At 64.1% G+C, this 26371-nt stretch carries 24 protein-coding genes and 1 pseudogene; 8 read left to right on the top strand and 17 right to left on the bottom strand.

Annotated features, from left to right (window positions below; genetic code table 11):
- The first annotated feature begins 48 nt into the window (after positions 1–48).
- The gene (gene dnaE, locus BM193_RS05680) at positions 49–3597 is read left to right on the top strand and encodes a DNA polymerase III subunit alpha (protein ID WP_254785855.1); all 3549 of its coding nucleotides are present in this window, start codon (positions 49–51) and stop codon (positions 3595–3597) included.
- 63 nt (positions 3598–3660) lie between these two features.
- Here the strand turns inward: dnaE and BM193_RS05675 are convergent, their stop codons facing one another.
- The 4 genes from BM193_RS05675 to BM193_RS05660 form a co-directional block, all read right to left on the bottom strand.
- Entirely contained in the window at positions 3661–3891 is a 231-nt protein-coding gene (locus BM193_RS05675) for a DUF6139 family protein (protein WP_092796053.1), read from the bottom strand.
- Positions 3892–4073: 182 nt separating this feature from the next.
- Entirely contained in the window at positions 4074–5072 is a 999-nt protein-coding gene (locus BM193_RS05670; protein WP_175533153.1) for a VirK/YbjX family protein, read from the bottom strand.
- 46 nt (positions 5073–5118) lie between these two features.
- On the bottom strand, positions 5119–5592 hold the full coding sequence (locus BM193_RS05665; RefSeq protein WP_092796050.1) for a universal stress protein: 474 nt from the start codon (positions 5590–5592) through the stop codon (positions 5119–5121).
- A 169-nt stretch (positions 5593–5761) separates the two neighbouring features.
- Entirely contained in the window at positions 5762–6583 is an 822-nt protein-coding gene (locus BM193_RS05660) for a MipA/OmpV family protein (protein WP_175533152.1), read from the bottom strand.
- A gap of 157 nt (positions 6584–6740) precedes the next feature.
- Between BM193_RS05660 and BM193_RS05655 the strand changes: the two genes are divergently transcribed.
- From BM193_RS05655 to BM193_RS05640, 4 genes are all read left to right on the top strand, one after another.
- A complete protein-coding gene (locus BM193_RS05655; protein WP_092796048.1) occupies positions 6741–7427 on the top strand; it encodes a response regulator in 687 nt (228 codons plus the stop codon).
- A complete protein-coding gene (locus BM193_RS05650; protein ID WP_092796046.1) occupies positions 7424–8812 on the top strand; it encodes a sensor histidine kinase in 1389 nt (462 codons plus the stop codon). Before BM193_RS05655 ends, BM193_RS05650 begins: the two co-directional genes overlap by 4 nt.
- 118 nt (positions 8813–8930) lie before the next feature.
- The gene (locus BM193_RS05645) at positions 8931–10526 is read left to right on the top strand and encodes an ATP-binding protein (protein WP_254785853.1); all 1596 of its coding nucleotides are present in this window, start codon (positions 8931–8933) and stop codon (positions 10524–10526) included.
- Positions 10513–11124 (top strand): response regulator transcription factor, encoded by a 612-nt coding sequence (locus BM193_RS05640; RefSeq protein WP_092796043.1) that lies wholly within the window; start codon positions 10513–10515, stop codon positions 11122–11124. The genes BM193_RS05645 and BM193_RS05640 overlap by 14 nt, the downstream gene beginning before the upstream one ends.
- 25 nt (positions 11125–11149) lie before the next feature.
- Here the strand turns inward: BM193_RS05640 and BM193_RS05635 are convergent, their stop codons facing one another.
- From BM193_RS05635 to BM193_RS05625, 3 genes and pseudogenes are all read right to left on the bottom strand, one after another.
- On the bottom strand, positions 11150–12250 hold the full coding sequence (locus BM193_RS05635; protein ID WP_092796041.1) for a glycosyltransferase family 9 protein: 1101 nt from the start codon (positions 12248–12250) through the stop codon (positions 11150–11152).
- A gap of 216 nt (positions 12251–12466) precedes the next feature.
- Positions 12467–13678, bottom strand: a complete 1212-nt coding sequence (locus tag BM193_RS05630) for an O-antigen ligase family protein (protein WP_092796039.1) — start codon at positions 13676–13678, stop codon at positions 12467–12469.
- Positions 13679–13931: 253 nt separating this feature from the next.
- A pseudogene (locus BM193_RS05625) lies at positions 13932–15170 on the bottom strand (malic enzyme-like NAD(P)-binding protein); the annotation flags it as partial.
- Positions 15171–15377: 207 nt separating this feature from the next.
- Between BM193_RS05625 and BM193_RS05620 the strand changes: the two are divergent.
- The 3 genes from BM193_RS05620 to BM193_RS05610 all read left to right on the top strand — a co-directional run bounded on the left by BM193_RS05620 (position 15378) and on the right by BM193_RS05610 (position 17602).
- Positions 15378–16403, top strand: coding sequence for a LacI family DNA-binding transcriptional regulator (locus BM193_RS05620; RefSeq protein ID WP_092796034.1), 1026 nt, complete (start codon positions 15378–15380; stop codon positions 16401–16403).
- Between the two features lie 108 nt (positions 16404–16511).
- Positions 16512–16985: a hypothetical protein gene (locus BM193_RS05615; RefSeq protein WP_175533151.1), complete on the top strand. Its 474-nt coding sequence runs from the start codon at positions 16512–16514 to the stop codon at positions 16983–16985.
- A gap of 77 nt (positions 16986–17062) precedes the next feature.
- Positions 17063–17602, top strand: coding sequence for a hypothetical protein (locus tag BM193_RS05610; protein ID WP_254785851.1), 540 nt, complete (start codon positions 17063–17065; stop codon positions 17600–17602).
- 11 nt (positions 17603–17613) lie between these two features.
- Here the strand turns inward: BM193_RS05610 and BM193_RS05605 are convergent, their stop codons facing one another.
- From BM193_RS05605 to purD, 10 genes are all read right to left on the bottom strand, one after another.
- Positions 17614–18234: a LysE family translocator gene (locus tag BM193_RS05605; RefSeq protein ID WP_092797102.1), complete on the bottom strand. Its 621-nt coding sequence runs from the start codon at positions 18232–18234 to the stop codon at positions 17614–17616.
- 85 nt (positions 18235–18319) lie between these two features.
- Positions 18320–19102 carry an AraC family transcriptional regulator gene (locus tag BM193_RS05600; RefSeq protein ID WP_217638414.1) on the bottom strand — a complete coding sequence of 261 codons (783 nt, stop codon included), beginning with the start codon at positions 19100–19102 and terminating at the stop codon, positions 18320–18322.
- A gap of 2 nt (positions 19103–19104) precedes the next feature.
- On the bottom strand, positions 19105–20568 hold the full coding sequence (gene rng / locus BM193_RS05595; protein ID WP_092796031.1) for a ribonuclease G: 1464 nt from the start codon (positions 20566–20568) through the stop codon (positions 19105–19107).
- Between the two features lie 43 nt (positions 20569–20611).
- Entirely contained in the window at positions 20612–21232 is a 621-nt protein-coding gene (locus tag BM193_RS05590) for a Maf family protein (RefSeq protein ID WP_092796030.1), read from the bottom strand.
- A gap of 8 nt (positions 21233–21240) precedes the next feature.
- Positions 21241–21711 carry a 23S rRNA (pseudouridine(1915)-N(3))-methyltransferase RlmH gene (gene rlmH / locus BM193_RS05585; RefSeq protein ID WP_092796028.1) on the bottom strand — a complete coding sequence of 157 codons (471 nt, stop codon included), beginning with the start codon at positions 21709–21711 and terminating at the stop codon, positions 21241–21243.
- Positions 21712–21717: 6 nt separating this feature from the next.
- Positions 21718–22407 (bottom strand): ribosome silencing factor, encoded by a 690-nt coding sequence (rsfS, locus tag BM193_RS05580; protein WP_092796027.1) that lies wholly within the window; start codon positions 22405–22407, stop codon positions 21718–21720.
- Positions 22408–23076 (bottom strand): nicotinate (nicotinamide) nucleotide adenylyltransferase, encoded by a 669-nt coding sequence (nadD, locus tag BM193_RS05575; RefSeq protein WP_092797098.1) that lies wholly within the window; start codon positions 23074–23076, stop codon positions 22408–22410.
- Between the two features lie 23 nt (positions 23077–23099).
- Entirely contained in the window at positions 23100–24014 is a 915-nt protein-coding gene (gene hemF, locus BM193_RS05570; protein WP_092796025.1) for an oxygen-dependent coproporphyrinogen oxidase, read from the bottom strand.
- A gap of 116 nt (positions 24015–24130) precedes the next feature.
- Positions 24131–24925, bottom strand: coding sequence for a hypothetical protein (locus tag BM193_RS05565; protein WP_139176030.1), 795 nt, complete (start codon positions 24923–24925; stop codon positions 24131–24133).
- A 124-nt stretch (positions 24926–25049) separates the two neighbouring features.
- Entirely contained in the window at positions 25050–26318 is a 1269-nt protein-coding gene (purD, locus tag BM193_RS05560; RefSeq protein WP_092796022.1) for a phosphoribosylamine--glycine ligase, read from the bottom strand.
- Between the last annotated feature and the right edge of the window lie 53 nt (positions 26319–26371).

Raw genomic sequence — 26371 nt, 5'->3', positions numbered from 1 at the left:
AGACCCCATTGAATTTTGCAGGAAACGGTACACAGGATGGAAATGGTAATGCAAGAGGCCGGCGCTCCGGCAGGTTCGCAGCAAGATCAACGGCAAGCCCCGCCAGGCCCTGGATTTGTCCACTTGCGCGTGCACTCGGAGTATTCGATCGTCGATGGGCTGGTGCGCATCGACGACGTGGTCAAGGCGGCGGCGAAGGACAAACAGGTGGCGCTGGCCGTCACCGACCTGTCGAACCTGTTCGGCATGGTCAAGTTCTACAAGGAAGCGCGCGGCAAGGGCATCAAGCCCATCGTCGGCGTCGACGTGTGGATCACGAATGACGACAACCGCGAAAAACCGTCGCGTTTGCTGTTGCTGGCGAAGAACCGCATGGGCTACCTGCAGCTGTGCGAACTGCTGTCGACGGCCTGGCTGACCAACCAGTACAAGGGCCGCGCCGAGCTGCGCATCGAGTGGCTGCAGGCGCTGGCGACGAATACCTATGACCTGTACCCGGGTGAAAGCGCGGCGAATGGCTTGATCGCGCTGTCCGGCGCGCACTTCGGCGATGTCGGCATCGCCATCGAGAATGGCAACCTGGCCCTGGCCGAGCGCAACGCGCAGCGCTGGGCCGAGATTTTCCCCGGCCATTTCTATGTCGAGATCCAGCGCGGCGGCCAGGCCAACCAGGAAGCGCAGGTGCGCCACGCGGTGGCGCTGGCGGCCAAGCTGGGCTTGCCCGTGGTGGCCACGCATCCCGTGCAATTTATTTCTCCTGAGGAATTCATTGCCCACGAAGCCCGCACCTGTATCGCCGAGGGCGAAATGCTGGCCAATGCCAAGCGCGTGAAGCGCTTCAATGACAGCCAGCGCTTCCTGTCGCAGGCCGACATGGCCGACCTGTTCGCCGACCTGCCGGCCGCGCTGGCCAATTCCGTGGAAATCGCCAAGCGCTGCAATTTGACCTTGACCCTGGGCAAGCCGCAGCTGCCGAACTTCCCCACGCCGGACGGCATGACGATCGACCAGTTCCTCGTCGCCGAATCGCAGGCGGGCCTGGAAAAACGCTTACTACAGCTGTATCCCGATGCCGAGCGCCGTGAAAAGGAGCGCCCGCGCTACGAGTCGCGCCTGAAATTCGAGACAGACACGATTTGCAACATGAAATTCCCCGGCTACTTCCTCATCGTGGCCGAGTTTATCCAGTGGGCCAAGGAAAATGGCGTGCCCGTCGGCCCGGGCCGCGGCTCCGGTGCCGGTTCGCTGGTGGCGTATTCGCTGCTCATTACCGACCTCGATCCATTGCAGTACAACCTGCTGTTCGAGCGCTTTTTGAATCCCGAACGCGTCTCGATGCCCGACTTCGATATCGACTTTTGCCAGGAAGGGCGCGACCGCGTCATCCAGCACGTCAAGGATTTGTACGGCAAGGAGGCCGTCTCGCAGATCGCCACCTTCGGTACCATGGCGGCCAAGGGCGCCATCCGCGACGTGGGCCGCGTGATGGACTTCGGCTATAACTTCTGCGACGGCATCTCGAAGCTGATTCCGTTCAAGCCCGGCAAACCCGTGTCGATCGCCGACGCCATCGAAGAGGAACCGCTGCTCAAGGAGCGCCTGGAAAACGAGGAAGAGGTCAAGCAGCTGCTGGACCTGGCGCAGCAGGTCGAAGGCATCACGCGCAATATCGGCATGCACGCGGGGGGCGTCTTGATCGCCCCGGGCAAGCTGACGGATTTCTGCCCGCTGTACACGCAGGGAGGCGACTCGGGCGTCGTGTCGCAGTACGACAAGGACGACGTGGAAGCCGTCGGCCTGGTGAAGTTCGACTTTTTGGGCTTGACCACGCTGACGATTCTCGACCGCGCCGTGCGCTACATCAAGCAGCTCGATCCGGCGCAGGCGAACTTCGACCTGGCGACCTTGCCGCTGAACGACAAGCCATCGTACGACCTGCTGACCAAGGCCAAGACCGTGGCCGTGTTCCAGCTGGAGTCGCGCGGCATGCAGGGCATGCTGAAGGATGCGCGTCCCGACCGTTTCGAAGACATTATCGCGCTCGTGGCGCTGTACCGTCCGGGCCCGATGGACCTGATTCCCGACTTCTGCAAGCGCAAGCACGGCGAGCGTTTCGACTATCCCGATCCGCGCACGGAATCGATTCTGTCCGAAACCTACGGCATCATGGTGTATCAGGAGCAGGTGATGCAGATGGCGCAGATTGTCGGCGGCTACTCGCTGGGCGGCGCCGACATGCTGCGCCGCGCCATGGGCAAGAAGAAGGCCGAGGAGATGGCCGAGCACCGCGAGATCTTCCGCGCCGGTGCGGCGAAAGATGGCTTGACGGCGGAAAAGGCTGACGAGATCTTCGACTTGATGGAAAAGTTCGCCGGCTACGGTTTCAACAAATCGCACGCCGCCGCCTACGCCCTGCTGTCGTACCACACGGCGTATCTGAAGGCGCACCACACGGCCGCCTTCATGGCCGCCAACTTGTCGCTGGCCATGGACGACACGGACAAGATCAAGATCCTGGTGGAAGATTCGCTGGAAATCTGCAAGCTGACCTTGTTGCCGCCGGATATCAACGAATCGGACTACCGCTTCACGCCGAGCGGCGCGCCACCGTCCGTGAGCGGCAAGAAAGTCACGCAGATCCGCTATGGCCTCGGTGCCGTGAAGGGGTCCGGCCAGAACGCCATCGAAGCCATCATCGCCGCGCGCGAGGCGGGCGGGCCCTTCACCAGCCTGTTCGACTTCTGCAAGCGGGTGGACAAGAAGCAGATCAACCGCCGCACCATCGAGTCCCTGATCCGCAGCGGCGCCTTCGATTGCCTGAAGGTCGACCGCGCCATCCTGCTGGCCTCCGTGGCGTTCGCCATGGAATGCGCCGACCAGGCGGCCAAGGCGGCCAACCAGGTGAGCCTGTTCGGCGGCGACGACAGCGACATGGTGGCGCCGCCCGAGTACGTCAAGGTGCCCGTGTGGACGGATAAACAGCGATTGACGGAAGAAAAGATCGCGCTGGGCTTTTATCTGTCCGGCCATTTGTTCGATTCATATGCGCCCGAGGCGCGCCGCTTTGCCCGCACGAAACTGTCGGAACTGTCGCCGTCGCGCGAACCGCGCATGATGGCGGGCGTCATCACGGGCTTGCGCACGCAGATGACGCAGCGGGGCAAGATCCTCATCGTCACGCTGGACGACAAGAGCGGCACGGTGGAAGTGACGGTGTATGGCGAACTGTTCGACGCCAACAAGAAGATCTTCAAGGAAGACGAATTTCTCGCCGTGGTGGGCAAGGTGTCGGAAGACCGCTTTTCGGGCGGCTTGCGCATCACGGCCGAGAGCGCCTTCGACATCATCGCCGCGCGGGTGCAGTATGGCCGCCAGCTGGGCCTGACCTTGCCGGCCACCCTGGACGCCAAGCGCATCCGCGACGTAATCCTGCCGCACCGCGCCGAGACGGGCTTGCCGATCGCCGCACGGGTCAGCCCGCAAGGCGTCAGCTGCGTGCTGCAGTTTGGCGAGGAGTGGAAGGTGGCGCCATCGGATGAGTTGCAGACGGCGCTCGAGCAGATGCTGGGCGCGCAAGAGGTGGCGGTCGAATACTGACCGGCAAGTCGCGCCGCCGATAACAAAGCCAAACCGGAGAGATCCAGGTTTGGCTTTTTTGGTTTACATATCCTTCAGGCCCGTGATCGCGTAACCCTTGGCGGCGATCTGCTGGTGCGGCTGCTCGATATGGTAGTCAGGCAAGGCCTGCGCATCGTCGGCCACTTCGCTGGCGCGTGCTTCCAGCTGCCAGTCGGTATTCGTGACTTCTTCAGGAATGATCTTTCCTTCCGGCACGGCGAGATAGGAAAAAATGCCGTCGTGCTCGGCCCGGCGGTAGATGTCTACGCGCATGAATGCCTCCTAGTAAGCGTTGGGGGAACCGGTGCACTGGAAGTGCCTTCCGATAGCGCTAGCGTAACAGGATTGTGCGCGCAACGGGTTTCAGGCGTGTGCCGCAGGGGCAATAGTGTGCTGCGGAGGTGGTGGCTGGCAATGACGCGGGGGCGGGGCGTCGTGCACTTGGCCAGCGATGTTCAGGCGATGGCGGAAGCGTAGTCGTCGTCTTCGAGGCTGCTCGATGGCCGTACCGCGCCGGCCGCCGCCAAGGCGCCTGCCGCGATGCTCTGCGCGGGGCTGCGATGGGCGTCGAGGCCGCTACGCAGGCTGGCGATCATCTGCAAGGTCAGTTCATGGCGCTTGCGCGCTTCCGAGCGTTTTTTCGAGGGGATGTCTTCCATGACGGGCGCGGGCAAGTTTTCACACGGCAGCTCAAAATCGCCATCCTGGCGCGTCAGGGCGCCAAGTTCATGCCATAGCGCATTGTAGTCGGCAAATAAACGGCCTTTCTTGGCGGAATGGTGCACGGCGCGGTTGATATTGCCGACAAGAATTATCTTGCGGCAGCCATGTTCATACCCCAGTTGACGCACCAGGCGCACCATCAGGGTCTTGGGACGCAGGCCGTGCAAGTCGCGCGTTGCCTCGCGCACGCGGTGCATGCTTTCCTGCCCCTTCGGGCCTTGCACGCAGCCGATGCGCATGCCCAGGGTCGCGCGCTGGGGGCAGCCGAAGAAGGAGAAGGCGATCGAATACAGCACGTGCTCGTCATGCATCAGTTGCAGCACCATTTCGCCTTCGCGGTCCATGGGGTGCAGCGAACACAGTTGCAGGTGATAGGGCGCGCCGGATTTGCCCGGCACCGTCGCCAGACGCACGGGGCCGTGAGCCGCTTCAGTCATCAGCTTGCCCCAGCCTTGCTGCAGGATGAAGTGGTAATGCTCGACCAGCAATTCCACGCGCTGGTGGCAATTCAGCGTATGGCTCAGGTAAGGGCGGTAGACCTTGTGGATCATGTGCGGATAGGCGTGGACCAGCCCATGAAACACCGGATGGGAGTTCAGCAGTTGCAGCCAGCGGCGGGTTTGCCGCTGTTGCATACGGGCGCGAAAATGCAGTTTGAAGACTTCGCGCCAGCGGCGTATGCCGCTCGGCATCGCCATCAGGCCGTCAGACAGGGTAATAGTTGGCATCATCGTGCGCATGTCCATGATTAAGAGAGAACGCCGAAGCCGTGTCGGCTCAGGCGGGTACCGGGCTGCTGACGCCCTCGTCGTTCGCCAGCAGGATGGTGGTGCCGCGGCTGCCACGCGCCAGCTTGCCGGCCAGTCCGCCCGAAAAATGGCGCGGCCAGGCGCTGTGCCGGGGGGCTGGCAAGACAATTTCGTGGCAACCCAGCAATTCGGCCGTATCGAGGATCGTAAACAGCAGTTCGCCGGCGAAAATGTGGGTATGGAAGGCGATATGGGAACGGCTCAGGTAGAGTTCCGCCTCGTGCATCATCTGCTGCGTGGCAAGGTCCAGCGCATGGTGCTCGCCGGCGCCATGCCGCGGCAAGTCCTTGGCCTGGCGCGGCGGGGCAGGTGTCACGTGCAGCAGGCTGACGTTGACCTTGATGCCCCATTCCTGCAAGCGCCTGGCGTAGCGCGCGCCGTAGATGATGTCGCTGGCGCGCTTGACGGGCAAGAGCAGCAGCAAGGTATCCTTGCCTGGCATGCCGCACGCCCCCGCAGCGCTTTCCGGGGCGCGGAGACGTTGCGGGGCAAGGCGCGATGCGTGCATGGATGAGCTGGCTACAGGAAGGAAACCGCGTCATCTTATCGGCGCCCATTGCCCGTGTAAATTGGCGAAACAGCGTACGGGTTTCCCTTATGCCGGCTGTTTTTTAGTAACGGTAGGTGACGTAGAGCGCGGCGATCGGCGCCGTCTTGCGTCGCACGATGGGGCTCTTGGCCGCATCGCCCAGGCGGTGTTCGACACCGACCAGGGTGTTGACGCCCCAGCGGGTATCGATGCGGTGTTCCCAGTTGACGGTGGCTTGTGCTTCATAGAAACCGCCCTTGGGCGTGTATTGTTTGAACGACGTATTGGCCGCCTGTGTCGCCGTCACGCCATACATGGTCTGCACGTACTTGCGCTCGCCCCAGCCCAGCTGTCCGCCGATGGTCACGCTGTCTTGCTGCGCGCCCTTGGCATCGGCCCGGCCGTAGATCTGGCCGCTGGCACCAAAATGCACGTTCGCGCCATTTTCGCGGTTGGTCAGGGGAATGTCGCTGGTGATGCTCAGCGACAGGCCCGGCAGTGGCGAATAGCCCGCGCTCAGCAGTGCGCTGGCGTTGCCCTTGACTTCGCCCATGCCCTTCAGGAAATCGCTGCCGCCCCAGCCGTTGATGCCTTTGCGCTTGTGGTCTTCGCGGTTGCCGCGATAGCCGAACGCGGCGCTGTAGCTGAAGGGGCCAGCCTGGCCGCCGTAACCGATGCCGCGCGAGGTGCTGATGAACAGGCCATTGGCCATGGCGTAGTCGAGAATGATCAGCGGCGAGGCGGAGAGTTTGTCGGAACCGGAATAGCTGGAAATGGCGGCGACGCCGCCGCCGATGGTGAAGACATTTTCCGGTGCGGGCTCGGCGGCCGCGGCGGCCAGCGGGTTGAGGATCAGGCCGCTGGCGAGGGCCAACGAGGTCAGCAGGGTGGTCGGTGTGTGCATGGCGTTTTCCGTCAGGTGGAGAACCGAGTCCGGAGTGGCTCGATTGACTGCGCACAGTATCGGCCTGTGCCATGAAGGAAAAATGAGCCTTGTATGAAGATTGCATGAAGGTGGCGTCTTTACCCATTCTTCAGCTTGTGATGGTTTAATGATGCTCATGAAAATACTGCTGATAGAAGACGATATGGACCTGGGCAATGGCGTGCGGATCGCCTTGCGCGACCAGGGCATGCAAGTGGTCTGGGTGCGCAGCCTGGAAGATGCGGCGCGCAGTATCGACCACGACAGTTGCGAACTGGTGCTGCTGGACCTGGGCTTGCCCGATGGCGACGGCCTCGACCTGCTGGCCCGCTTGCGCGCGGCGCGCCTGCCCGTACTGATCCTCAGCGCCCGCGACACGCTGGAACAGCGCCTGCGGGGCCTGGACGGCGGCGCCGATGATTACCTGGTGAAACCATTCGTGCTGGCCGAACTGCTGTCGCGCGTGCGCGCGCTGGCGCGCCGCAGTTATGGCTTCGATGGCGACACCATCGAGCTGCGCGGCCTGCTGCTGCAAGTGCCCACGCGGCGGGTCAGCGTCCACGGCCGTCCCGTGGAGCTGACGGCCAGTGAATATGCCTTGCTGAAAACCTTGCTGATGCGCGCCAACCGGGTCATCACGCGCCGCGTGCTGGAAGAGCATATCCTGCCCGGCGGCCTGGCGAATGCCAGCAATACCTTGGATGTGCATATGGGTAACTTGCGCCGCAAGATAGGCGAAGGCTATATCCGCACCGTGCGCGGCGTCGGCTATGTCATCGACCAGCAGGGCGAGTCGCCTGCCCAGCCGGGCCCTGGCGCATGATGGGGCGTTTCTGGACCATGCTGCGCCGTCCCACCCTGGTACGCCGCCTGATGATCGCGCAAATGCTGATGCTCAGCGTGCTGTGGAGCCTGGCGGTGGCGTATGTGCTGTTCGAGGGCACGGGCGAAGCGAGCAATGTGACCCGCGGGGTCTTGCACGCCATTATCAGCGTGACGGATAACCTGGCCGACCAGCCCGCGCGCCAGGCGCAGAGCCTGCGGGCCATCGATGAAGCCCTGCGCGAGGAATTTGAAATGGGGCAGGTGCCGGAACTGGCGCCGCGCATCCTGGTCTGGCGCGCGGGCCAGCTGGTGTACAAGTCGCCGAATGCGCCCAGCGGCATCCGCAGCGCCGGTCCGGAACAGATGGAGGTGGTGTACGTCAAGGGGCAACCCTGGCGCAGCCGCAGCCTGGCCGAGGGCGCCACGCGCGTGACGGTGCTCGAAGCGGGCGGCGCCTGGCAGTTCTTCATCACCATCAATTCACGAGGCTACTACTTGCTGCCGCTACTGATCAGTTTGCCCTTCCTGCTGTTGCCGGCCTGGCTGTCGATCCGTCTGGCCATGCGGCCATGGCGCAAGGTGGCGCAGGAAGTGGCGTCGCGGGGGCCGCAGGATTTGCGCCCGCTGACGTTCAAGCCGCCGCACGGCGAACTGGCGGCGCTGGTCGACAATATCAATGCGCTGCTGCAGCGGGTCGATACCAGCGCCGCGCGCGAACGCAGTTTCATTGCCGATGCCACGCATGAGCTGCGTACGCCGCTGGCGGCCATGCGCGTGAATGTCGAAGCCCTGCAAGGCCAGACGCATGATCCGCGTCAGCAGGAGCTGCTGGACGGCATTTTGAACAGCGCCAATCGCGCCGCGCGCCTGGTGGGGCAGCTGCTGCAGCTGACGCGCAACGAAGTGCAGGCCGAAGGGGGCGAGCGCCAGCCGCAGGTGTTGGACTCCTTGTTGCAGGACCGGCTGGCGGCCCTGTCCGGCCTGGCGCAGGCCGGTGGTATCGAACTGGAGCTCCTGGCCAGCGTGTCGCTGCGCGTGCCGGGCCAGCGCGAGAGCCTGGTATCGCTGATCGACAACCTGGTGGAGAACGCCATCAAGTACAGTCCGCGCGGCAGCAGCGTCACGGTGTCGCTGCACGCGGAGCGCAACCAGGCTGTACTGCACGTGGCGGACCAGGGACCGGGCATCGCGCCGGCCCTGTATGAGCGCGTTTTCGACCGCTTCTTCCGCGCCCCCCAGCAGGGACAGCCAGGCAGCGGCCTGGGCTTGTCCATCGTTGCCTCGGTGGTGCGCCAGCATGGCGGTTCGATTCAGCTGCATCGGGGACATGGCGGCATCGGCTTGCTGGTGGAAGTGCGGCTGCCGCTGGCAGGCGGGAACTAGCCGCGCTGGCGGCGCATGGGTGTGGCATGAAAAGGCTCGGGTGCGCCTATAACGCCGGACCCCATGGCGCGGCGCGCGCCTGCGATGCATAATGCGGAACAGTCAGAACACACCGTCCATGCGCCCAACCCTGTCCTCCTACCTGCAGTATCCCGCCTTCGTCGGCCTGTATCTGCTGTTCGACTGGGCCACGTATATCGATCCGATGTATGGACTGAACATCACGCCCTGGAATCCCGATCCGTCGCTGGGCCTGGTATTTTGGCTGATCCATGGGCGCAAGGCCATCCTGCCCTGGTTTATCGCCCTGCTGGCCGGCGAAGTGCTGGTGCGCGGCATGCCGGCGGGGCTGCCGCTGACCTTGCTGTGTTCGGCCTGGCTGGTGCTGGGCTATGGCGGCATCGGCGTGGCCTTGCGCCGCGGTTTCAGCAGCAGCGACATCTTCGACAACCGCCGCCGCCTGAGCAGCTGGGTGGCCATCGTGCTGTTCGGCACGATGGTCAACGCGCTCGGCTACATTTCGCTGCTGTCGCTGACGGGACGCATCCCGGCCGGCGAGTGGGCGACGGCAGTGCTGCGTTTCGGCATCGGCGACACGGTGGGTATCGTCGTCTCGATGCCGCTCATCTGGGTACTGGTCAGCGAACGCGGGCGCGAGCGCCTGCGCGCGGCCGTCTGGCGCTGGGAAACCCTGGCCTACCTGGCACTGGCCAGTTTCGTGCTGTGGAGCGTCTTCGGTTCCATCATCCGCTCCGAGTACAAGCATTTCTACTTCCTGTTTCTACCCGTCATCTGGGCCGCATCGCGCCAGGGCTTGCATGGGGCCGTGCTGGCCGTGTTCGTGCTGCAACTGTGCATCATCACCCTGGTGAAGTGGTCGCATGCGGTGAATATCCAGTTTTATGAATTGCAGCTGCTCGACGCCGTGCTGGCGCTGGTGGGCTTTTTTATCGGCATCGTCGTCGATGAAATGCGCCAGGTGGCCGATGAGCTCAAGCATACGATGCGCCTGGCGGCGGCGGGCGAGATGGCCGCTGCGCTGGCGCACGAGCTGAACCAGCCGCTGACGGCCCTGTCGACCTATGGCAAGGCCTGCGAATACTTGCTGGAGCGGGGCGAGAATGGTGCCTTGCTGCAAAGTGCCGTCGGCCACATGATCGTCGAGTCGGGACGCGCCGCGGAAGTGGTGCGCCGCTTGCGCGATTTCTTCCGTACCGGGGCGATGCAGCTCGAAGCGGTGGAGGCGAGCGCCCTGATCGCCGGCATGGCGCGCCAGTTTACGCCGCTGTTCCATGAACATGGCATCGAACTGGTGCTGGCACCGCCGTCGCCGCTGGCCGTCAACGCCGACCGCTTGCAAATCGAGCTGGTATTGCGTAATTTACTGGCCAATGCGCAGGATGCCGTGCTGGGCCAGCCGCGTGGCCAGCGCCGCATCACGGTCTCGGCGGAGCCGCTCGACGGCGGGCGGCTGCGCCTGTCCGTGGAAGACAGCGGGCCGGGTATTTCCAATAGCCTGGCGGCACGCCTGTTCGAGCCTTTCGTCTCGTCCAAGGCCAGTGGCCTGGGGCTGGGCCTGGTCCTCAGCCGGGCCATTGTCGAGGCGCATGGCGGCCAGCTGTGGGCCGAAGTGGGCAAGCATGGCATTTTTCGTTTTGTCCTGCCCCTGGCGCGCGCCAGCGCGGCTGCAACAGGAGAGTATGGTGACAAGTAACCTGACCGTGTTTATCGTCGATGACGACCCGGCCGTGCGCGATGCGCTGGGTCTGCTGCTGGGCGTGCGCGGCTACCGTACGGCCTTGTTTGCCTGCGGCGAGGATTTTCTGCAAGGCTGGCGCCGCGAGTGGGCCGGCTGTTTGCTGATCGATATCCGCATGTCGGGCATGGATGGCTTGAGCCTGCAGGCGCGCCTGCTGGAGCTCGGTTGTTTGCTGCCAGTCATCATCATCACGGGCCATGGCGACGTGGCACTGGCGCGCCAGGCGTTCAAGGCGCAAGCCAGCGATTTCCTGGAAAAACCATTCGATCATGACAAATTGCTGGCAGCTATCGATGAGGCGTTCTCGCGCGAGGCGCATGCGCGTGGCCAGCTGCTGCGCCAGGCGCAAGGCCAGGCCTTGCTGCGCGCCTTGACGCCACGCGAACGGGAAGTGATGCAACTGGTGGTGACGGGGCAGCATAACCGCGATATCGCCCCCGCGCTGGGCATTTCCGTGCGCACCGTGGAAGTGCACAAGGCCCGCCTGATGGACAAGCTGGGAGTCGATAACGTGGCCGACCTGGTACGCATCAGCATGCTGAATGCCGACTGAGCCTTGCAGGTCAGGTCAGGCCCGGCTAGGCGATCGCCTTCAATACCTGCTCGACTGAAATTGCCTTGACCCAGTCGCTGCGCCGCGCCACCGTGATGACGGTGCTGTTCTCGCTGTCGAACGGCGCCCATTCCGGGCTTTTCTTGCGCATCAGCGCGACCACGGGCACATGCACGGCATTCGCCAGATGCATGATCGATGTTTCCACTGAAATGATCAGATCACATTGCGCCAGCATGGCGGGCAGCTGGAAAAAGTTGTCGACGGCGCTGAAGGCCTGCGTGCGCGGCAACTTGTGCGCTTGCACCACGGCATCGACCTTGACCAGCTCCTGCGGCATGGCATTGATCAGGAAACAGGCGTTGGCCCATTTGGGCATCTTCTGCATGCGGGCGATCAGTTCGGCAATGCGTTCCAGCGGCCAGCTGCGCTTGTGCGACTTGGCAAACGGATTCAGCAGGATAAGCGGGCCCTGGCGCGGGGCAAAACCCCAGGTGGCCAGTTGCTCCTGAGCCTGCTGCAGCGCCTGTTCCGGAATGTGCACGAAGGGATAGCGCTCGGCGATGGGAATGTCGAGGCCCGTCAACTGGTGGAACCAGTCCGCGTATACGCTGCTGATATGGTGTTCGCCCGCATCCTGGCCCGCATACGAGACCAGCACGGCATCGATCTTGCGATACGCCAGATAGTGCCAGGGGCGCAACGGGCTGAACGGCTTGCGCGTGCCGATCACCAGTCCGTTCGGGCTGATCTCGCGTGCCAGGTCCGCGTACTGCTGCGGGCGCACGTGCGCCAGCGACACGACGATAGGATAGCGTTCCGCCTTCGCTTCACGCAGTGACTCTTCGTAGAGCGCCGGGCTATAGGTCTTGCGGTAGATCTTGGCGAACAGGCCCGACTGCTCGACCCAGTCGTACAGCGAGTAGGTCCGCAATCCTTCCCACTGGCTGGCGTCGGAAGTGCGCCGCACTTCATCGACCCACAGGTGGATCTGCACATGTGGGTAGGCCGCCGCAAAGGCGCGAAAACCGTTTTGCAGATAAGTAAAATCTCCCAGCGCCAGATGGGCGATAAAGAGAATTTTGTCCGATTTTTGCAGCAGTTCGGGAGGAATCAAAGGCGTCATGTATCAGTACGGGTTCAGGTATTCATTCGATGGCGGTGCGCCACTGGGCGGGAAAATGCCAGGCGCTACAACCGGCATGCACGCCACGTGCATCGAATCGTTGTCAATCATTGCCGCCTTTTAGTATTTTCCCGTGTGACAATACCATGATACAGCGTAGCCGCTCAAATGTTGATAAACAATGACAATTGACGATGCGTTGCTTGCACAGGCATGTCAGCTGCTGCGCTCTTGCCGGCGCAGCTGCGCCCACAGCATGACCATGGGGAAGACCAGCATGAAGATACCGATATTCAAGGTCAGGGAACTGGTGGTCAGTCCGAAAATCGGATAGCAGATGCAGAGCACCACGCCGGCGAGGGCAAACGGCCGGCTTGCGGCATTGCCACGGCGCAGGGCTTTCGCAAACAGGGTCAGCGGCAGGAAGAACAGCGCCAGCAAGGCGGCCAGGCCGATGAGGCCGCGCTTGACCAGGGCATCGATGTAATCGTTGTGGGCATTCGTATGATGGAGGATCATCTTGTCCATCTCGCCTTCGTTCGCCAGCGTTTGCTTGGCCGCCATATAGCCGTCGCTACCCAGTCCCAGCCAGATATGCTCGGTGGACAATTCCAATGCGGTGCGCCACATTTCAATGCGCTGGCCGATCGACGTGGTGACGTTATCGTTTTGCTTGAATTTCTGCAGATCGTCGACAGCGACGGCGACGCGTTCGCGCACGGGCGACTCGGGCAAGGCAAAGGCCAGGGCGGAGAGCGCCACAAAGCCCGCCAGCACGATGGCAATATAGTGTTTGCCACGGCCCTGGGTGTAGTGGAAGGCGTAGAGGAAAACGCAGACGGGCAGCACCAGCCAGCCGCCGCGGCTGCCGCTGATGATGGAGCCGGCCACGCCGGCCACGCCGCCGGCGATCAGCAGCACGGTCCAGGCGCCGCGATGGCGCTGCTGGCGTGCCCAGCCCAGCCCGCACAGGGACAGCATGCCCAGCAAGATGCTGACGTTACCGTAGTGAATGGCATTGCTGGTGGCCGCCTGCGGACGGTCCATGTGCAGTGCGCACAGTTGCCATACGGCCAGCGCCGTGCCGGCGATGGCGCCGATGGGCAGGCCGGCCCACCAGGCGGCCGGGCGCGGCGGATAGGCCAGCAGCACCAGCAGGACGGGTATGGCCAGCAGGGTACGCGAAGGCATGTCGAGCTCGCGCGCCTGGTCGCCGTGGTACAGCATGTTGCACGTATAGATGAGGAAATATCCCAGCAGGGTGCCGATCAGCAGATAGTCGCGGCGCTGCAAATTCAGGCGGGGGCGCTTCCACAGCAGCAGCATGCTGCTCAGCAGTAGTATCAGGGCACCCAGCGAATAGCCACTGGTGACAGCCAATGCCAGGGCGAAGAAAAGAAAAACGCAAACAGAGGTCAAGCCGAGCATGGGATCCTTGGGTCGTGCGCGCCACCATCATCGTGGCAACTGTGGCAACATAAAGCAGGCGCCATTGTAATCGAAGGTCGTTCTGAAATACGCCGCCAATTAGTTGCTGTTCTCATACAACTTGACATTTCCAAGGGCTAAACGAAAAAAAACCATGGTTTTTAGCCATGGTTTTTTTGTAAGCAATGGTAACTATTGCCGTTTTATTGCATGAAGATCAAGCCTGGTGCCGGCATCAGGTGCCGCTGGGCACGCGTGTCGCCACGCCCGTATCGATGGCCGCCTGCGAGACGGCGGGCGCGACCCAGCTGCGCAGGCGCTCGTCGAATGGCGACGGGATCAGCTGCAGCGGCGTCAGGGCGCTGGACTCGTGGCCCGGCAATGGTTCCTTGGCCAGCGCGGCGATGGCGCGCACGCAGGCCAGCTTCATTTCTTCATTGATGGTGGTGGCGCCCACGTCCAGCGCGCCGCGGAAGATGTACGGGAAGCACAACACGTTGTTGATCTGGTTCGGGTAGTCCGAGCGGCCCGTGGCAACGATGGCGTCGTCGCGCACGGCATGCACTTTTTCCGGGGCGATTTCCGGGTGCGGATTGGCCAGCGCGAAGATCAATGGCTTGGCGGCCATCGATTCGACCATCTGCGCGCTCACCACGCCGCCTTTCGACACGCCGATGAAGATATCGGCGCCGACCATGGCGTCGGCCAGGTCGCGGTCGCTCGTGTCATTCGCGTAGCGTGCCTTGTTCTCTTCCATGCTGGCGTCGCGGCCCGGATAGATCACGCCCTGGCTGTCGCACACTTTCAGCAGCGACTTGTTCAGGCCCAGCGAAACGAGCAGGTCCAGGCAGGCGATCGAGGCCGCACCGGCGCCCGAGACGGCCACCTTGACGTTGCCGATCTCCTTGCCCACCAGTTCCAGGCCGTTCAGGATGCCGGCCGCGACGATGATGGCCGTGCCATGCTGGTCGTCGTGGAAGACGGGAATGTTCATACGCTTGCGCAATTGCTGCTCGATGTAGAAGCAGTCGGGCGCCTTGATGTCTTCCAGGTTGATGCCGCCGAAGGTCGGCTCCATGCGCACCACGGTGTCGATGAACAGGTCGGGGTCGTTCTCGGCCAGTTCGATGTCGAACACGTCGACGTCGGCGAACTGCTTGAACAGGCAAGCCTTGCCTTCCATTACGGGCTTGCTGGCCAGGGGGCCGATATCGCCCAGGCCCAGCACGGCGGTGCCGTTGGTGATCACGGCCACCAGGTTGCTGCGCGAGGTGTAGGTGCCGGCCGAACGCGGATCTTCCACGATGGCTTCGCAGGCAAAGGCGACACCGGGCGAGTACGCCAGGGTCAGGGCGCGAGCGTCGCCCAGCGGTTTGGTGGGGGTGACGGAAATCTTGCCTGCGCGGGGCTGCGCGTGATAGGCGAGGGCGGCTTCCTTCAGGTTGAAGGCTTCGCCGGTGTGTTCGGCGTGCTTGCTTTGGGCAGTAGACATAGGAATTCTGGGAGGGGCCAGACAGGCCCGAGTGGTCAATCCGAGCCATGGTATGCAAGCGTTTGCACGCTGTCAAGGCTCGTTTGATGGGAAGTCGATCAAAACCGCTTTGAAGAAGGGCGTCAGATCAATGCAAGCGTTTGCTCGGTTTTTGACGATTCCGGGGCTTTCTGCGATAAAATCGGCGCATTGCGATCCGGGAAGCCCATGACAAACAAGAACCCCACCTTAAGCGACGTTGCGCGGGCCAGCGGCGTGCATTTTTCCACCGTGTCGCGCGTGATGAACCCGCAAACGCGGCAAATGGTCAGCGCCGAGGTGGCCGCGCGCGTGCTGGTCGAGGCGAACCGGCTCGGTTATCGTCCGAATCGCGCCGCCTCCACCCTCGTCACGCGCAAGTCGCGCATCATCGGCGTGGTCTTGCCGGACATCACCAACGCCGTCTTCCCGCCCATTCTGCTGGGCATCGAGGAAGGCTTGCGCAAGCATGGCTACCTGGCCATCGTCACCAACGTGGGGGCCGACGAGGAAGAGCAGCTGTTTGTCATCAACCGCTTGCTGGGGCAGCAGGTGGATGGCCTGATCCTGGCCACGGCGCGCCGCCACGATCCCATCATCCAGATGTGCATCGACCAGAACGTGCCGCTGGTCATGGTCAACCGCAGCGACGACACGGGCGGCGCTTCCTGCGTCGTCAGCGACGACATGGTGGGCATGCGCCTGGCCGTGGAACACCTGCTGTTGCAGGGGCACCGGCATATCGCGCATATCGCCGGCCCGGAAAACCTGTCCACCGGCCACATGCGGCGCATGGGTTTCCTTGCCGCCATCCAGGCCAGCGAGCTGGACCCATCCCACGCCTTCGTCTTTGAAAGCAGCGGCTATTCACGCGAGTGCGGCAAGGCGGCCCTGCTGGAACTGCTGCGCCAGTCGCCGCAGACGACGGCCGTGGTGGCCGGCAGCGACCTGATGGCCATCGGCTGCTACGACGCCATCCGCGAACTGGGGTTGAGTTGCCCTGAAGATATTTCTGTCGTGGGACATAACGACATGCCCTACATGGACATGATGCGCCCGCCCCTGAGCACCATCCGCATCCGCCACCATGGCATCGGCACGGAAGCGGCGCGCCTGATTCTGCAAGCCATCGAGGCGCCCGACGCCGCCGTGCTGGACGTGCGCCTGCGCCCGGAACTGGTGGAGCGCGAATCGACGGCGCCGCCGCGCGCCTGACACTTCTTGCCCTTCTTTCGCCTGAGTATGTTTAAATCTTGATATTGATAAACATCAAGATGACACCATGCGGACACGAGCAACGCCAGCACGGCAGGGAGGCCGCTGATGCCGAAAAACTTCGGCATGCCCGGCAACGCCTGGCGCTATGCGCTGGGCAGCGACTATGGTTATTGTTCGCCCTTGCTCGACGGCATCGAGTTTGAAAACGAATGGGTCACCATCCGCGAGTCGGCGATCCGCATCCGCGCCGGCTATGCCTGGGATGGCTGTTCGCCCTGTATCAGCGTGCTGGGCCTGTTTTACGTGGGCACGCCCGATGGCGCGCAGCACCTGGGCTTGCCGGCCACCTATCATGCCAGCCTCGTGCATGACGTGCTGTGCCAGTGGCGCGCCGAGATTCCCGTCACCCGCGCGCGCTCGATCGCCATTTTTCACCAGTTGCTCAAGGAGGTGCGCTTCCCCCTGGCTGGCCTGTACGCGGGCGCCGTCTTCCTGTTCGGGCCACGGCGTTTCTTCCAGCCACCTGGCGCGGCGGGCGCCAAGGCGGCGCCACCTGGCACCCGCCAGGCGCAACATTAAAGCGCCCGCCACGTCGCCGCAAGGGGCGCATGGTGTTAAACTGGCGCCCCTCAACGTTTCTCTTGCCCTCTATCGCCATGACCAAAACCAACACGCCCTCCCCGAAACGCCGCGAAGAGGGCGTTGCCAAGCTGACCGTCAATCCCTTCCTCGACGCCGAGTTTTATGCGCGCATGCGCGACTACACGGAACGCGACGCGGCCATCATCAAGGAATTGAAAGCGATCGCCGAGATCCGCGCCGGCAACAAGCAGCCCGATCCGCGTCTGGCACCGTCGCTGCAAGCCTTGCGTGATACCGTCAAAAAAGGCCTGACGTTCGGCGAGATGCTGGACCGCATGGCGGCCGGCAAGGAAAAAGGACTGTGGGAACCGTGGATGACGACCTTCGGCATCGAGATCCGCGCCGTCAACTACGGCGCCGGCCCGCGCAACGCCTGCCTGGTGCTGGACCTGGCCGCCAACGCGCCCGCGCACGCCATGTTCGCCAAGGCCGGCATCCAGAACTGGCGCAGCCTGGCCGCTGACGACTGCTCCGTCGTGCGTTCGGAAAAAGCGACCGAGACGTCGCCGTTGAAAGTGTATGCCGTGTTCTACCTGGACCCGTTGCCAGCCTGATCCGTCATTCCTCAGGCGCTGCCGGCCACATGTAACAGCAGCAGCGCCGCCAGCAGGATCAGCATGGCGCCGGACAGCCGTTCCAGCGCCGGCAGGGCGCGCGCAAAGCGCTGCCGCAGCGCCGCGTTGCCAATCGCCAGCGCCACCGCCATATCCCACGCCAGCACCGCACACACCATCCACGCGCCATACGCCAGTGTCCAGCCGCTGCTGGTCTGCCGGCTGGCGACCACGGACGCCAGGCTGACATAGAACAGCGCATTCTTCGGATTTAATATCGCCGAGAGAAATCCCATGCCCATGCCGGCGCGCCAATGCGCCTTGCCTGTGGCCGGCAGCGCGTCCAGAAGGCTCTTGCCCGCATGGCGCAGGAACAGCCAGCCCAGGTACAGCAGATAGGCGCAGCCGGCCAGCTGCACGGCGAGGAAGAGCGTACTGCCCGGATGCAGCACGGCCACGCCGCCAAACGCGGCCACGATGAACACGCCATTGGCCAGGGTGATGCCGAGGCAGGCGCCCACCGCGCCGCGCCAGCCTTGCGCCAGGGCGCTGCGGGCAACGAGGAAAAAGTCGGGGCCCGGCGACAGCAGCGCGAGGAAATGGGCGGCGGCGATAAGGGCAAAATCCTGCATGAAGCGCGGCTCCGGCAATGGCGATGCGCGAGTATGCGGGCAGGGCTTGCCGCGTGTATTGAAGAAAATTGCAGGCGGCGGGGGATCAGCTGCGGTAGCGGCCCGGCGTGATGGCCGCATGCGCCTTGAAGACGCGCTGCAGATGGCTCTGGTCGGCAAAGCCCAGCTCGCAGGCGATATCGGCCAGGGCGCCGCCCGCCTGCAAGCCGTCGCGGGCGCGGTTGACGCCCAGGTTCAGCTGATACGCATGCGGCGTCATGCCGGTGGCGGCGCGGAAGGCGCGGATCAGCTGGTAGCGGCTCATGCCCGCCAGCTGCGCCAGGTGTGCCAGGCTGGCCAGCGGCTGCGCCGCCAGGGCCTCGACGGCCGGCAGCAATTGCGCGGGTAGCCGCGCGGCCGTCGAGGGCAGGGCGCGCCCTCCGCCGGCGCTGGCGCAGGCATGCAGCCAGGCCAGCAGCGCAGCCTGCTTGTCCGCCACGCAGGCGCAGGAAAACAGCAGCGCGTTCATGGCGCAGAAACGGGCGTACAGGGCGGGATCGTGCAACACCGTGGCGCTGTCCGTGCACAGCTGCGGCACCGCGCCGTGCAGCCACTGCGCATCGAGATGCAGCATCTGGTAGCTCCAGGCTTGATCGGGCAGGGGATTGCAGGCATGGACGCAACCGGCCGGCACCAGCACCAGGCTGCCTGGGCCGAGGGCGCTCTGGCGGCCATGGCTGCCCGTGAAGAGGCTGCCGCCAGCGTCGACGGCGCCGATGGAAAACGTGGGATGGCTGTGCGCTTTGTAGCAGGCGCGGCTGTGGCAGGCGCGCCGGCTCTCCATGTGGGGGAGCGCCGGGTCGCGCCAGAAGGCGGAGTCGCCGGCCATGGCTACATCAGAATCACGTCGTACTGCTCCTGGTGGTAGGCATTTTCCACCTGCAGCGAGATTTTCTTGCCGATGAAGTCACCGAGCATGGCCAGGTGCTGCGATTCCTCCTCCAGGAACAGGTCGACCACTTCCTGCGAGGCGAGGATGCGGAATTCGCGCGGGTTGAACTGCTTGGCTTCGCGCAGCAGTTCGCGCAGGATTTCATAGCAGATGGTGCGCGAGGTCTTGACTTGGCCCTTGCCGGCGCAGGCGGGGCACGGTTCGCACAGGATGTGCGCCAGCGATTCGCGCGTGCGCTTGCGCGTCATTTCCACCAGGCCCAGCGGCGAGAAGTTGCTCACCGAAACCTTGGTGCGGTCGCGCGACAGGGTGCGTTTCAGTTCGGCCAGCACGGCGTTGCGGTGCTCGGCGTTGTCCATGTCGATGAAGTCGAGGATGATGATGCCGCCCAGGTTACGCAGGCGCAGCTGGCGCGCGATGGCGTGCGCCGCCTCCAGGTTGGTCTTGAAAATCGTGTCGGCGAAATTGCGCCCGCCGACAAAGCCGCCCGTGTTGACGTCGATGGTGGTCATCGCTTCCGTCTGGTCGACGATCAGGTAGCCGCCCGATTTCAGGTCGACCCGGCGGCCCAGGGCGCGCAAGATTTCCTCTTCCACGCCATACAGGTCGAACAGGGGGCGCTCGCCCGTGTAGTGCTGCAGGCGCGTCAGTTCGCTGGGCGTGTAGATTTCCGCGAACTCGCGCAATTTCACGTAGTTTTCGCGCGAATCGACCTGGATGGTGGCCGTTTCATCGCCGACGAAGTCGCGCAGCACGCGCTGCGCCAGGCTCAAGTCCTGGTGCAGCAGGCTGGTGGCGGGACGCGTGCGCGCGCCGTGCGTGATGGTGCTCCAGGTTTTTCTCAGGTAGTCGACGTCCGCCTTCAGGTCGGCGTCGGACGCGTCCTCGGCCATGGTGCGCACGATGTAGCCGCCTTTTTCGTCGGGCGGCAGCAGGCTTTGCAGCCGCGTGCGCAGCAGTTCGCGTTCCGCTTCCTTTTCGATTTTCTGCGAGATGCCGATGTGCTTGTCCTGCGGCAGGTACACCAGCATGCGCCCGGCGATGGAAATCTGCGTCGACAGGCGCGCGCCCTTGGTGCCGATCGGGTCCTTGATGACCTGCACCGTCAGCACCTGGCCGTCAAACAGGATTTTCTCGATGGGCGCCGGCGTGGCGTTCTGGCCGTCGTGGCCGCGCGCTTCCCAGATGTCGGCCACGTGCAGGAAGGCGGCCCGTTCCAGGCCGATGTCGATGAAGGCCGACTGCATGCCCGGCAATACCCGCACCACTTTGCCGGAATACACATTGCCGGCCAGGCCGCGCGTGAGCGTGCGCTCGATGTGCAATTCCTGCACGGCGCCCTGCAGGATGAGGGCGACGCGGGTTTCTTGCGGCGTGATATTGATCAGGATGTCTTCGTTCATGGAGGCGCGGGAGTGGAGGCAACGAATGACATCATACCCGGGATCAGGGCAGGGGCAAACCTGCTTGCCGCAGCAACTGTGCGGTTTCGTACAGGGGCAGGCCCATGATGCCGGAATGGCTGCCTTCGATGTGCTCGACGAACAGCGCGGCGCTGCCCTGGATGCCGTAGGCGCCGGCCTTGTCGTACGGTTCCGGCGTGGCGCAATACGCGGCGATCGAGGCGGGCGACAGCACGCCGAAGCGCACCTGCGAAATCTGCGTGCGCTGTTCGGCGAAGTCCTTGTAGTGCACGGCGATCGAGGTCAGCACCTGGTGCGTGCGGCCCGACAGCTGCTGCAGCATGGCCACGGCCTCGGCCCGGTCGGCTGGCTTGCCGAGGATCACGCCGTCGATGCTGACGGTGGTATCGGCCGCCAGCACGGGGCGCGGGGTCAGGTGGCGGCGGCGCACCAGGTCCCAGGCGAAGGCGGCCTTTTCATTCGCCACGCGCGCGACGTAATCGAGCGCCGACTCGCCAGGCAGGACTTCCTCGGTGACGTCGGCGCCGCGCGGGCCGTCGCTGCGCAGCAGCAGCAATTCGAAATCGATGCCGATCTGGCGCAGCAGTTCGCGCCGGCGCGGACTTTTGGAGGCGAGGTAGATCTTGTGATCAGCCGTTTTCATGGGGGAGTTCAGACGCGGTGATAGGGGTGGTTTTGCGTGATCGACCAGGCGCGGTACAGCTGCTCGGCGAGGATCACGCGCACCGCGCCGTGCGGCAGGGTCATGCTGGAAATGCGCAGCATGCCTTCGGCACGTGCCTTGAGTTGCGGATCGAGACCGTCGGCGCCGCCGATCAGGAAAGCCGTGTCGCGGCCATCCTGCTGCCACGCCATCAACTGCTGCGACAGGCCGACACTGGTCAGGTCCTTGCCGCGTTCGTCGAGGGCGATGATGCGCACGCCCTTGGGCAGGACGGCTTCGATGCGTTCGCGTTCCAGCGCCATCGCCGTGGCGGCGGTCTTGCTGCCGGAACGCTCCACCGGCTTGATTTCCTTCAGCACGATGCGCAGTTCCGGCGGCATGCGCTTCGCGTATTCCGCGAAGCCCGTCTCTATCCAGGCCGGCATTTTATGGCCGACCGCAGCGATGATGAGCTGCATCGAGGATTACGCTTCGACTTTTTTGATACGCTTGATCACGGTTTTTGCCGGTGCAGCATCGGCTGCCGGCTTGGCCGCGCGTGGGGCGCGCACTTTTTTCTCCGGCAGCGCTTTCAAGGCCTTGACGGCAGCCGCCTCGGTCTTGGTTGGCGCGACTTTCACGGTCTTGCCGACGGCTTTGGAAGCGGTGGCTTTCTTGGCCGGGGCTTTCTTGGCGGCGGTGGTGGCCGCAGCTTTCTTCGCAGGCGCCTTTTTCTCGATCACGGGCGTCGCTTCCACATTGGCCTTGCTTGCCGCCAGATGGCCGCTGACCTTTTTCGGCTCGTCGCCGGCGGCTTTTTTCGGCGCGCGCTTGGCGGCACCCAGCTTGACCGGGGTGTCGCCCCAGATTTCTTCCAGGCGGTAGTAGGCGCGGATCGGTGCTTGCATGATGTGAACGATCATGTCGCCCAGATCGACCAGCACCCATTCACCGGTGTCCTCGCCTTCCATGCCGATGATGTCGCCGCCGGCATCCTTGACCTTGTTGCGCACCGAGGCGGCCAGCGCCTTGGTTTGACGGTTCGAGGTGCCGGAGACGATCGCGATGCGGTCGAACAGGCTGGTCAGGTGGCTCGTTTCGAAGACAGTGATGTCTTGGCCTTTGACGTCTTCAAGGGCGTCAACGACGAGGGTTTGCAGTTTTTTGATGTCCATTTAGCTTTTGTATAAATTATGTTGTTCAATATAGTCTAGCACTAGCGGGGAAACAAGCGAGTTTGCCCGATTCCCCCGTTGTAATGCCGCACGTATTTCGGTGGCGGAGATATCCACCGCGAAGTCCTGTGCCAGATAAGTCAGACCGTGCGGCGTGTTGCGGATGCTGTCCAGTGTCCCCAGGCGGCGCGAAAATTCGTCGGCGACCACTTGCGGCACTACGGTGTCATTCAGCGCGAAGCCGGGGCGGGCTGCGACGCAGATATGCGCGTATTCAAATAATTGCTGCCATTCGCGCCAGGTGGCGAGCCGCTGCAGCTGGTCGGCGCCCATCAGGAAAACGATGGAAGCGCGCGGCCCCAGTTCCGCGCGTACCTGGCGCAAGGTATCGATGGTGTAGCTGGCCTGCCCCTGTTCGCTGCGCTCGATTTCCTGGCGGTCGATCACCACGGGCAGCGGCAGGCCCGCAAAGGCCAGGCCGGCCATCTCGGCGCGCTGCGCGCCACTGGCGCCCAGCGTACCCTTTTGCCAGGGCGCGCCCGCCGGAATCACGCGCAATTCATCGGCGTGCAGCAGGCTGGAAAAATGCGTGCCCAGGGCGACATGGCCCATGTGCACCGGATCGTAGCTGCCGCCCAGCAGCGTCACGCATGCCGCGGTTTTTGCCATGCTGCCCGCCGTGCCGCCTTCGTTCACGCCTGCAGCCAGTCGCGGTGCACGAGGAAGTCAGTATACAACGCCGCTTCGGGACTGCCTGCTTCCGGATGCCAGTCGTAGCGCCACTTGACCACGGGCGGCATCGACATCAGGATCGCCTCGGTGCGCCCGCCCGACTGCAGGCCGAACAGGGTGCCGCGGTCGAACACCAGGTTGAACTCCACGTAGCGTCCGCGCCGGTAGCACTGGAAATCGCGTTCGCGTTCGCCGTAGGGCGTATCCTTGCGGCGCGCCACGATCGGCACATACGCGTCGATAAAGGCGTCGCCGGCGCTGCGCAGCATGGCGAAACTGTCGTCAAAGCCCAGGGCATTGAAATCGTCGAAGAAGATACCGCCGGCGCCGCGCGCTTCGCGCCGGTGCTTCAGGTAGAAATAATCGTCGCACCACTGCTTGAACTTCGGATGCAGTTCCGCGCCAAATGGCGCCAGCGCATCATGGCACACCTGGTGGAAGTGCTTCACGTCGCCCGCGTCGCCGTAATACGGCGTCAGGTCCATGCCGCCGCCAAACCACCATACGGGTTCGCCATCGGCATTCACGGTGCTGAAGAAACGCACGTTCATGTGCACCGTCGGCGCATACGGATTGCGTGGATGCAGCACCAGCGACACGCCCATCGCTTCCCACGCCTTGCCGCCCAGTTCAGGGCGCGCGGCCGCTGCCGATGGCGGCAATGCGGCGCCGGTGACGTGCGAAAAATTCACGCCGCCCCGCTCGAACACATTGCCTTCCTCGATCAGCCGCGAAATGCCGCCGCCGCCTTCGGGACGCTGCCACGCATCGGTCAGGAAGGGCTTGCCGTCCTGCGCTTCGAGGGCCTGCACGATACGGTTTTGCAAATCGAGCAAATAGGCCTTGACGGCCGAAGGAGAGGGAGTTGACGACATCGCGTGGGCCGACGAGGCCGAAATAAAAAAGTAAGGACGGATTGTACCCTGTTACGCGTTTTTGTGATAGGCCGGCGCTTGTGCCGTGGGCTTTTACTGCGCGCCGGTATGTTGATTCAGCGCGCCGATGGCGTGGCGCCGTCCTGCACCACCGTGATCGACAGGTCCGCACCGGCGCCGGGCACGCGCGCACTCTCCACGGCGTGCGCGGCGCGCGGCTGCAGGTCGCCACGTTCGATGGCGGGGCCTTCGATGCCAGCCGCACGCGGCGCCATGGCCTGCCTGCTGAGGATAGCCCTGCCGGCAAGGCCCAGCGCCAGCAGCAGCAGCGCGGCCAGCAGCCAGGTTCCCGGCCGCGCATGGGCGGGCCGCTCGCGGCGTAGCTGGCGCGCGGCGCCGTCGATGATGATGCGCGCCAGTTCCGAACCGTGCTGGCGCGTGCGCAGGGCCTCGAACTGTGGCGGCGTCAAGCTGCCCTGCGCGAGCATCTCGCGCACGGCGGCAATCGGCGAGGCGAGCAGGCGGTCGGCGGGCAGGCTGGCGTGGGCGGCATCGCGCTGCCACTGGTTGATCAGGTCTTCCTCGTAGAGGGTGTCGACGGCCAGGCGGTTGACGTGCCGCAGCGCGTCGGCGGCCAGCCGCTGGCGTTCGAGCAAGGCCGCGCCGTCATGCTGGCGCGCCAGGTCGCGCACCCTTGGCAGGAACGCGTCCTGCGGCAGCAGGTCCGTGCGCAGCAGCCAGGCCAGCGCGTCGGCGAGGCCCGCATCGGCGTCCAGCCGCGGCATGTCGACATCGTCTTCCTCGTCCAGGGCGAGGATGGCCAGTTCGTCCATGGCCTCGCCGAGCTCCGTGGCAGTGATCAGGCCAAGCTGGCGCAGTTCGGCAAGGGCGGGATGGGCGTGGGCTGTCATGGGCGGCAACTTTGTCAGGAAGGCAGCATGGTAGCGCAATGCCCATTTTTCAGACGCACAAAAAACAACAGGGCCGGGGCGGAGAAGTTCCGCGCCGGCCCTGCCGTGTGCCGCAAGGGGCGGATCAGTGCTTCAGGCCGCGCCAGCCGATGTCGCGGCGGTACTGCGCGCCGTCGAAGTGGATTTTTTCCACCGTTTCATACGCCTGCTTCTGCGCCATCTTGATGCTGTCGCCCAGGCCCACCACGCACAGCACGCGCCCGCCATTCGTGACCAGGCGCTCGCCTTCGATGCGGGTGCCCGCATGGAAGGTGACGGAGTCTGGCGTTTCGGCCGGGATGTCGCCGATCGGCGTGCCCTTGACGGGATCGTCCGGGTAGCCGGCGGCGGCCATGACGACGCCGACGGCCGTGCGGCGGTCCCATTCCAGTTCCACGGCGTCGAGCGTGCCGTTGACGGCGTGTTCCATGACGGTGACCAGGTCGGTCTTCAGGCGCGCCATGATGGGCTGCGTCTCCGGGTCGCCCATGCGGCAGTTGAATTCCAGCGTCTTCGGCGTGCCCTTGTCGTCGATCATCAGGCCCGCGTACAGGAAGCCCGTGAACGTGATGCCGTCCTTGGCCATGCCCTGGATGGTCGGCACGATGATCTCGCGCATGACGCGCGCATGCATGGCCGGCGTGACGATCGGGGCGGGCGAATACGCGCCCATGCCGCCCGTGTTCGGACCCTGGTCGTGGTCCTTTAGGCGCTTGTGGTCCTGGCTGGTGGCCAGCGGCAGGATGTTCTTGCCGTCGCACATGACGATGAAGCTGGCCTCTTCGCCGGCGAGGAATTCCTCGATGACGATGCGCGCGCCGGCGTCGCCGAACTGGTTATCCGACAGCATGTTGTCGACCGCCTGGTGCGCTTCTTCCAGGGTCAATGCCACAACCACGCCCTTGCCGGCGGCCAGGCCGTCGGCCTTGATGACGATGGGCGCGCCCATGGCGTCGACGTAGGCGTGCGCCGGAGCGACGTCGGAGAACGTCTGGTAGGCGGCCGTCGGGATGCCGTGGCGCTGCATGAAGGCCTTGGCGAAGTCCTTCGACGATTCCAGCTGCGCCGCTTCCTTCGTCGGACCGAAGATTTTCAGGCCGCGCGAGCGGAACAGGTTGACGATGCCGGCGGCCAGCGGCACTTCCGGACCGACGACGGTCAGGCCGATGTGTTCCTGCTGAACGAAGTCGGCCAGCAATTGCGGGTCGCTGATATCGAGATTGACCAGGCGCGCATCGCGCGCGGTGCCGCCGTTGCCCGGCGCGACATATACCATCTGTATGCGTTCGGACTGGGCCAGTTTCCAGGCCAGGGCGTGTTCGCGGCCGCCAGAGCCGACTACCAGAATTTTCATAGGGACCGTTCGTTCAGTGTGGGTTGCAGGGCGGCGGTGCCGCCCTTGTGTGC

Source organism: Janthinobacterium sp. 344, from assembly GCF_900112025.1.
Lineage (GTDB): Bacteria > Pseudomonadota > Gammaproteobacteria > Burkholderiales > Burkholderiaceae_D > Janthinobacterium.
The sequence above is the reverse complement of the archived record's forward strand: the minus strand, read 5'-3'. Positions and strand labels throughout refer to the sequence as shown.

Bases quoted from the DNA above. Each gene is read 5' to 3' on its own strand.
- dnaE (WP_254785855.1), top strand. From the start codon at position 49: ATGCAAGAGGCCGGCGCTCCGGCAGGTTCGCAGCAAGATCAACGGCAA.
- BM193_RS05675 (WP_092796053.1), bottom strand. From the start codon at position 3,891: ATGCGCGTAGACATCTACCGCCGGGCCGAGCACGACGGCATTTTTTCC.
- BM193_RS05670 (WP_175533153.1), bottom strand. From the start codon at position 5,072: ATGATGCCAACTATTACCCTGTCTGACGGCCTGATGGCGATGCCGAGC.
- BM193_RS05665 (WP_092796050.1), bottom strand. From the start codon at position 5,592: ATGCCAGGCAAGGATACCTTGCTGCTGCTCTTGCCCGTCAAGCGCGCC.
- BM193_RS05660 (WP_175533152.1), bottom strand. From the start codon at position 6,583: ATGCACACACCGACCACCCTGCTGACCTCGTTGGCCCTCGCCAGCGGC.
- BM193_RS05655 (WP_092796048.1), top strand. From the start codon at position 6,741: ATGAAAATACTGCTGATAGAAGACGATATGGACCTGGGCAATGGCGTG.
- BM193_RS05650 (WP_092796046.1), top strand. From the start codon at position 7,424: ATGATGGGGCGTTTCTGGACCATGCTGCGCCGTCCCACCCTGGTACGC.
- BM193_RS05645 (WP_254785853.1), top strand. From the start codon at position 8,931: ATGCGCCCAACCCTGTCCTCCTACCTGCAGTATCCCGCCTTCGTCGGC.
- BM193_RS05640 (WP_092796043.1), top strand. From the start codon at position 10,513: ATGGTGACAAGTAACCTGACCGTGTTTATCGTCGATGACGACCCGGCC.
- BM193_RS05635 (WP_092796041.1), bottom strand. From the start codon at position 12,250: ATGACGCCTTTGATTCCTCCCGAACTGCTGCAAAAATCGGACAAAATT.
- BM193_RS05630 (WP_092796039.1), bottom strand. From the start codon at position 13,678: ATGCTCGGCTTGACCTCTGTTTGCGTTTTTCTTTTCTTCGCCCTGGCA.
- BM193_RS05620 (WP_092796034.1), top strand. From the start codon at position 15,378: ATGACAAACAAGAACCCCACCTTAAGCGACGTTGCGCGGGCCAGCGGC.
- BM193_RS05615 (WP_175533151.1), top strand. From the start codon at position 16,512: ATGCCGAAAAACTTCGGCATGCCCGGCAACGCCTGGCGCTATGCGCTG.
- BM193_RS05610 (WP_254785851.1), top strand. From the start codon at position 17,063: ATGACCAAAACCAACACGCCCTCCCCGAAACGCCGCGAAGAGGGCGTT.
- BM193_RS05605 (WP_092797102.1), bottom strand. From the start codon at position 18,234: ATGCAGGATTTTGCCCTTATCGCCGCCGCCCATTTCCTCGCGCTGCTG.
- BM193_RS05600 (WP_217638414.1), bottom strand. From the start codon at position 19,102: ATGGCCGGCGACTCCGCCTTCTGGCGCGACCCGGCGCTCCCCCACATG.
- rng (WP_092796031.1), bottom strand. From the start codon at position 20,568: ATGAACGAAGACATCCTGATCAATATCACGCCGCAAGAAACCCGCGTC.
- BM193_RS05590 (WP_092796030.1), bottom strand. From the start codon at position 21,232: ATGAAAACGGCTGATCACAAGATCTACCTCGCCTCCAAAAGTCCGCGC.
- rlmH (WP_092796028.1), bottom strand. From the start codon at position 21,711: ATGCAGCTCATCATCGCTGCGGTCGGCCATAAAATGCCGGCCTGGATA.
- rsfS (WP_092796027.1), bottom strand. From the start codon at position 22,407: ATGGACATCAAAAAACTGCAAACCCTCGTCGTTGACGCCCTTGAAGAC.
- nadD (WP_092797098.1), bottom strand. From the start codon at position 23,076: ATGGCAAAAACCGCGGCATGCGTGACGCTGCTGGGCGGCAGCTACGAT.
- hemF (WP_092796025.1), bottom strand. From the start codon at position 24,014: ATGTCGTCAACTCCCTCTCCTTCGGCCGTCAAGGCCTATTTGCTCGAT.
- BM193_RS05565 (WP_139176030.1), bottom strand. From the start codon at position 24,925: ATGACAGCCCACGCCCATCCCGCCCTTGCCGAACTGCGCCAGCTTGGC.
- purD (WP_092796022.1), bottom strand. From the start codon at position 26,318: ATGAAAATTCTGGTAGTCGGCTCTGGCGGCCGCGAACACGCCCTGGCC.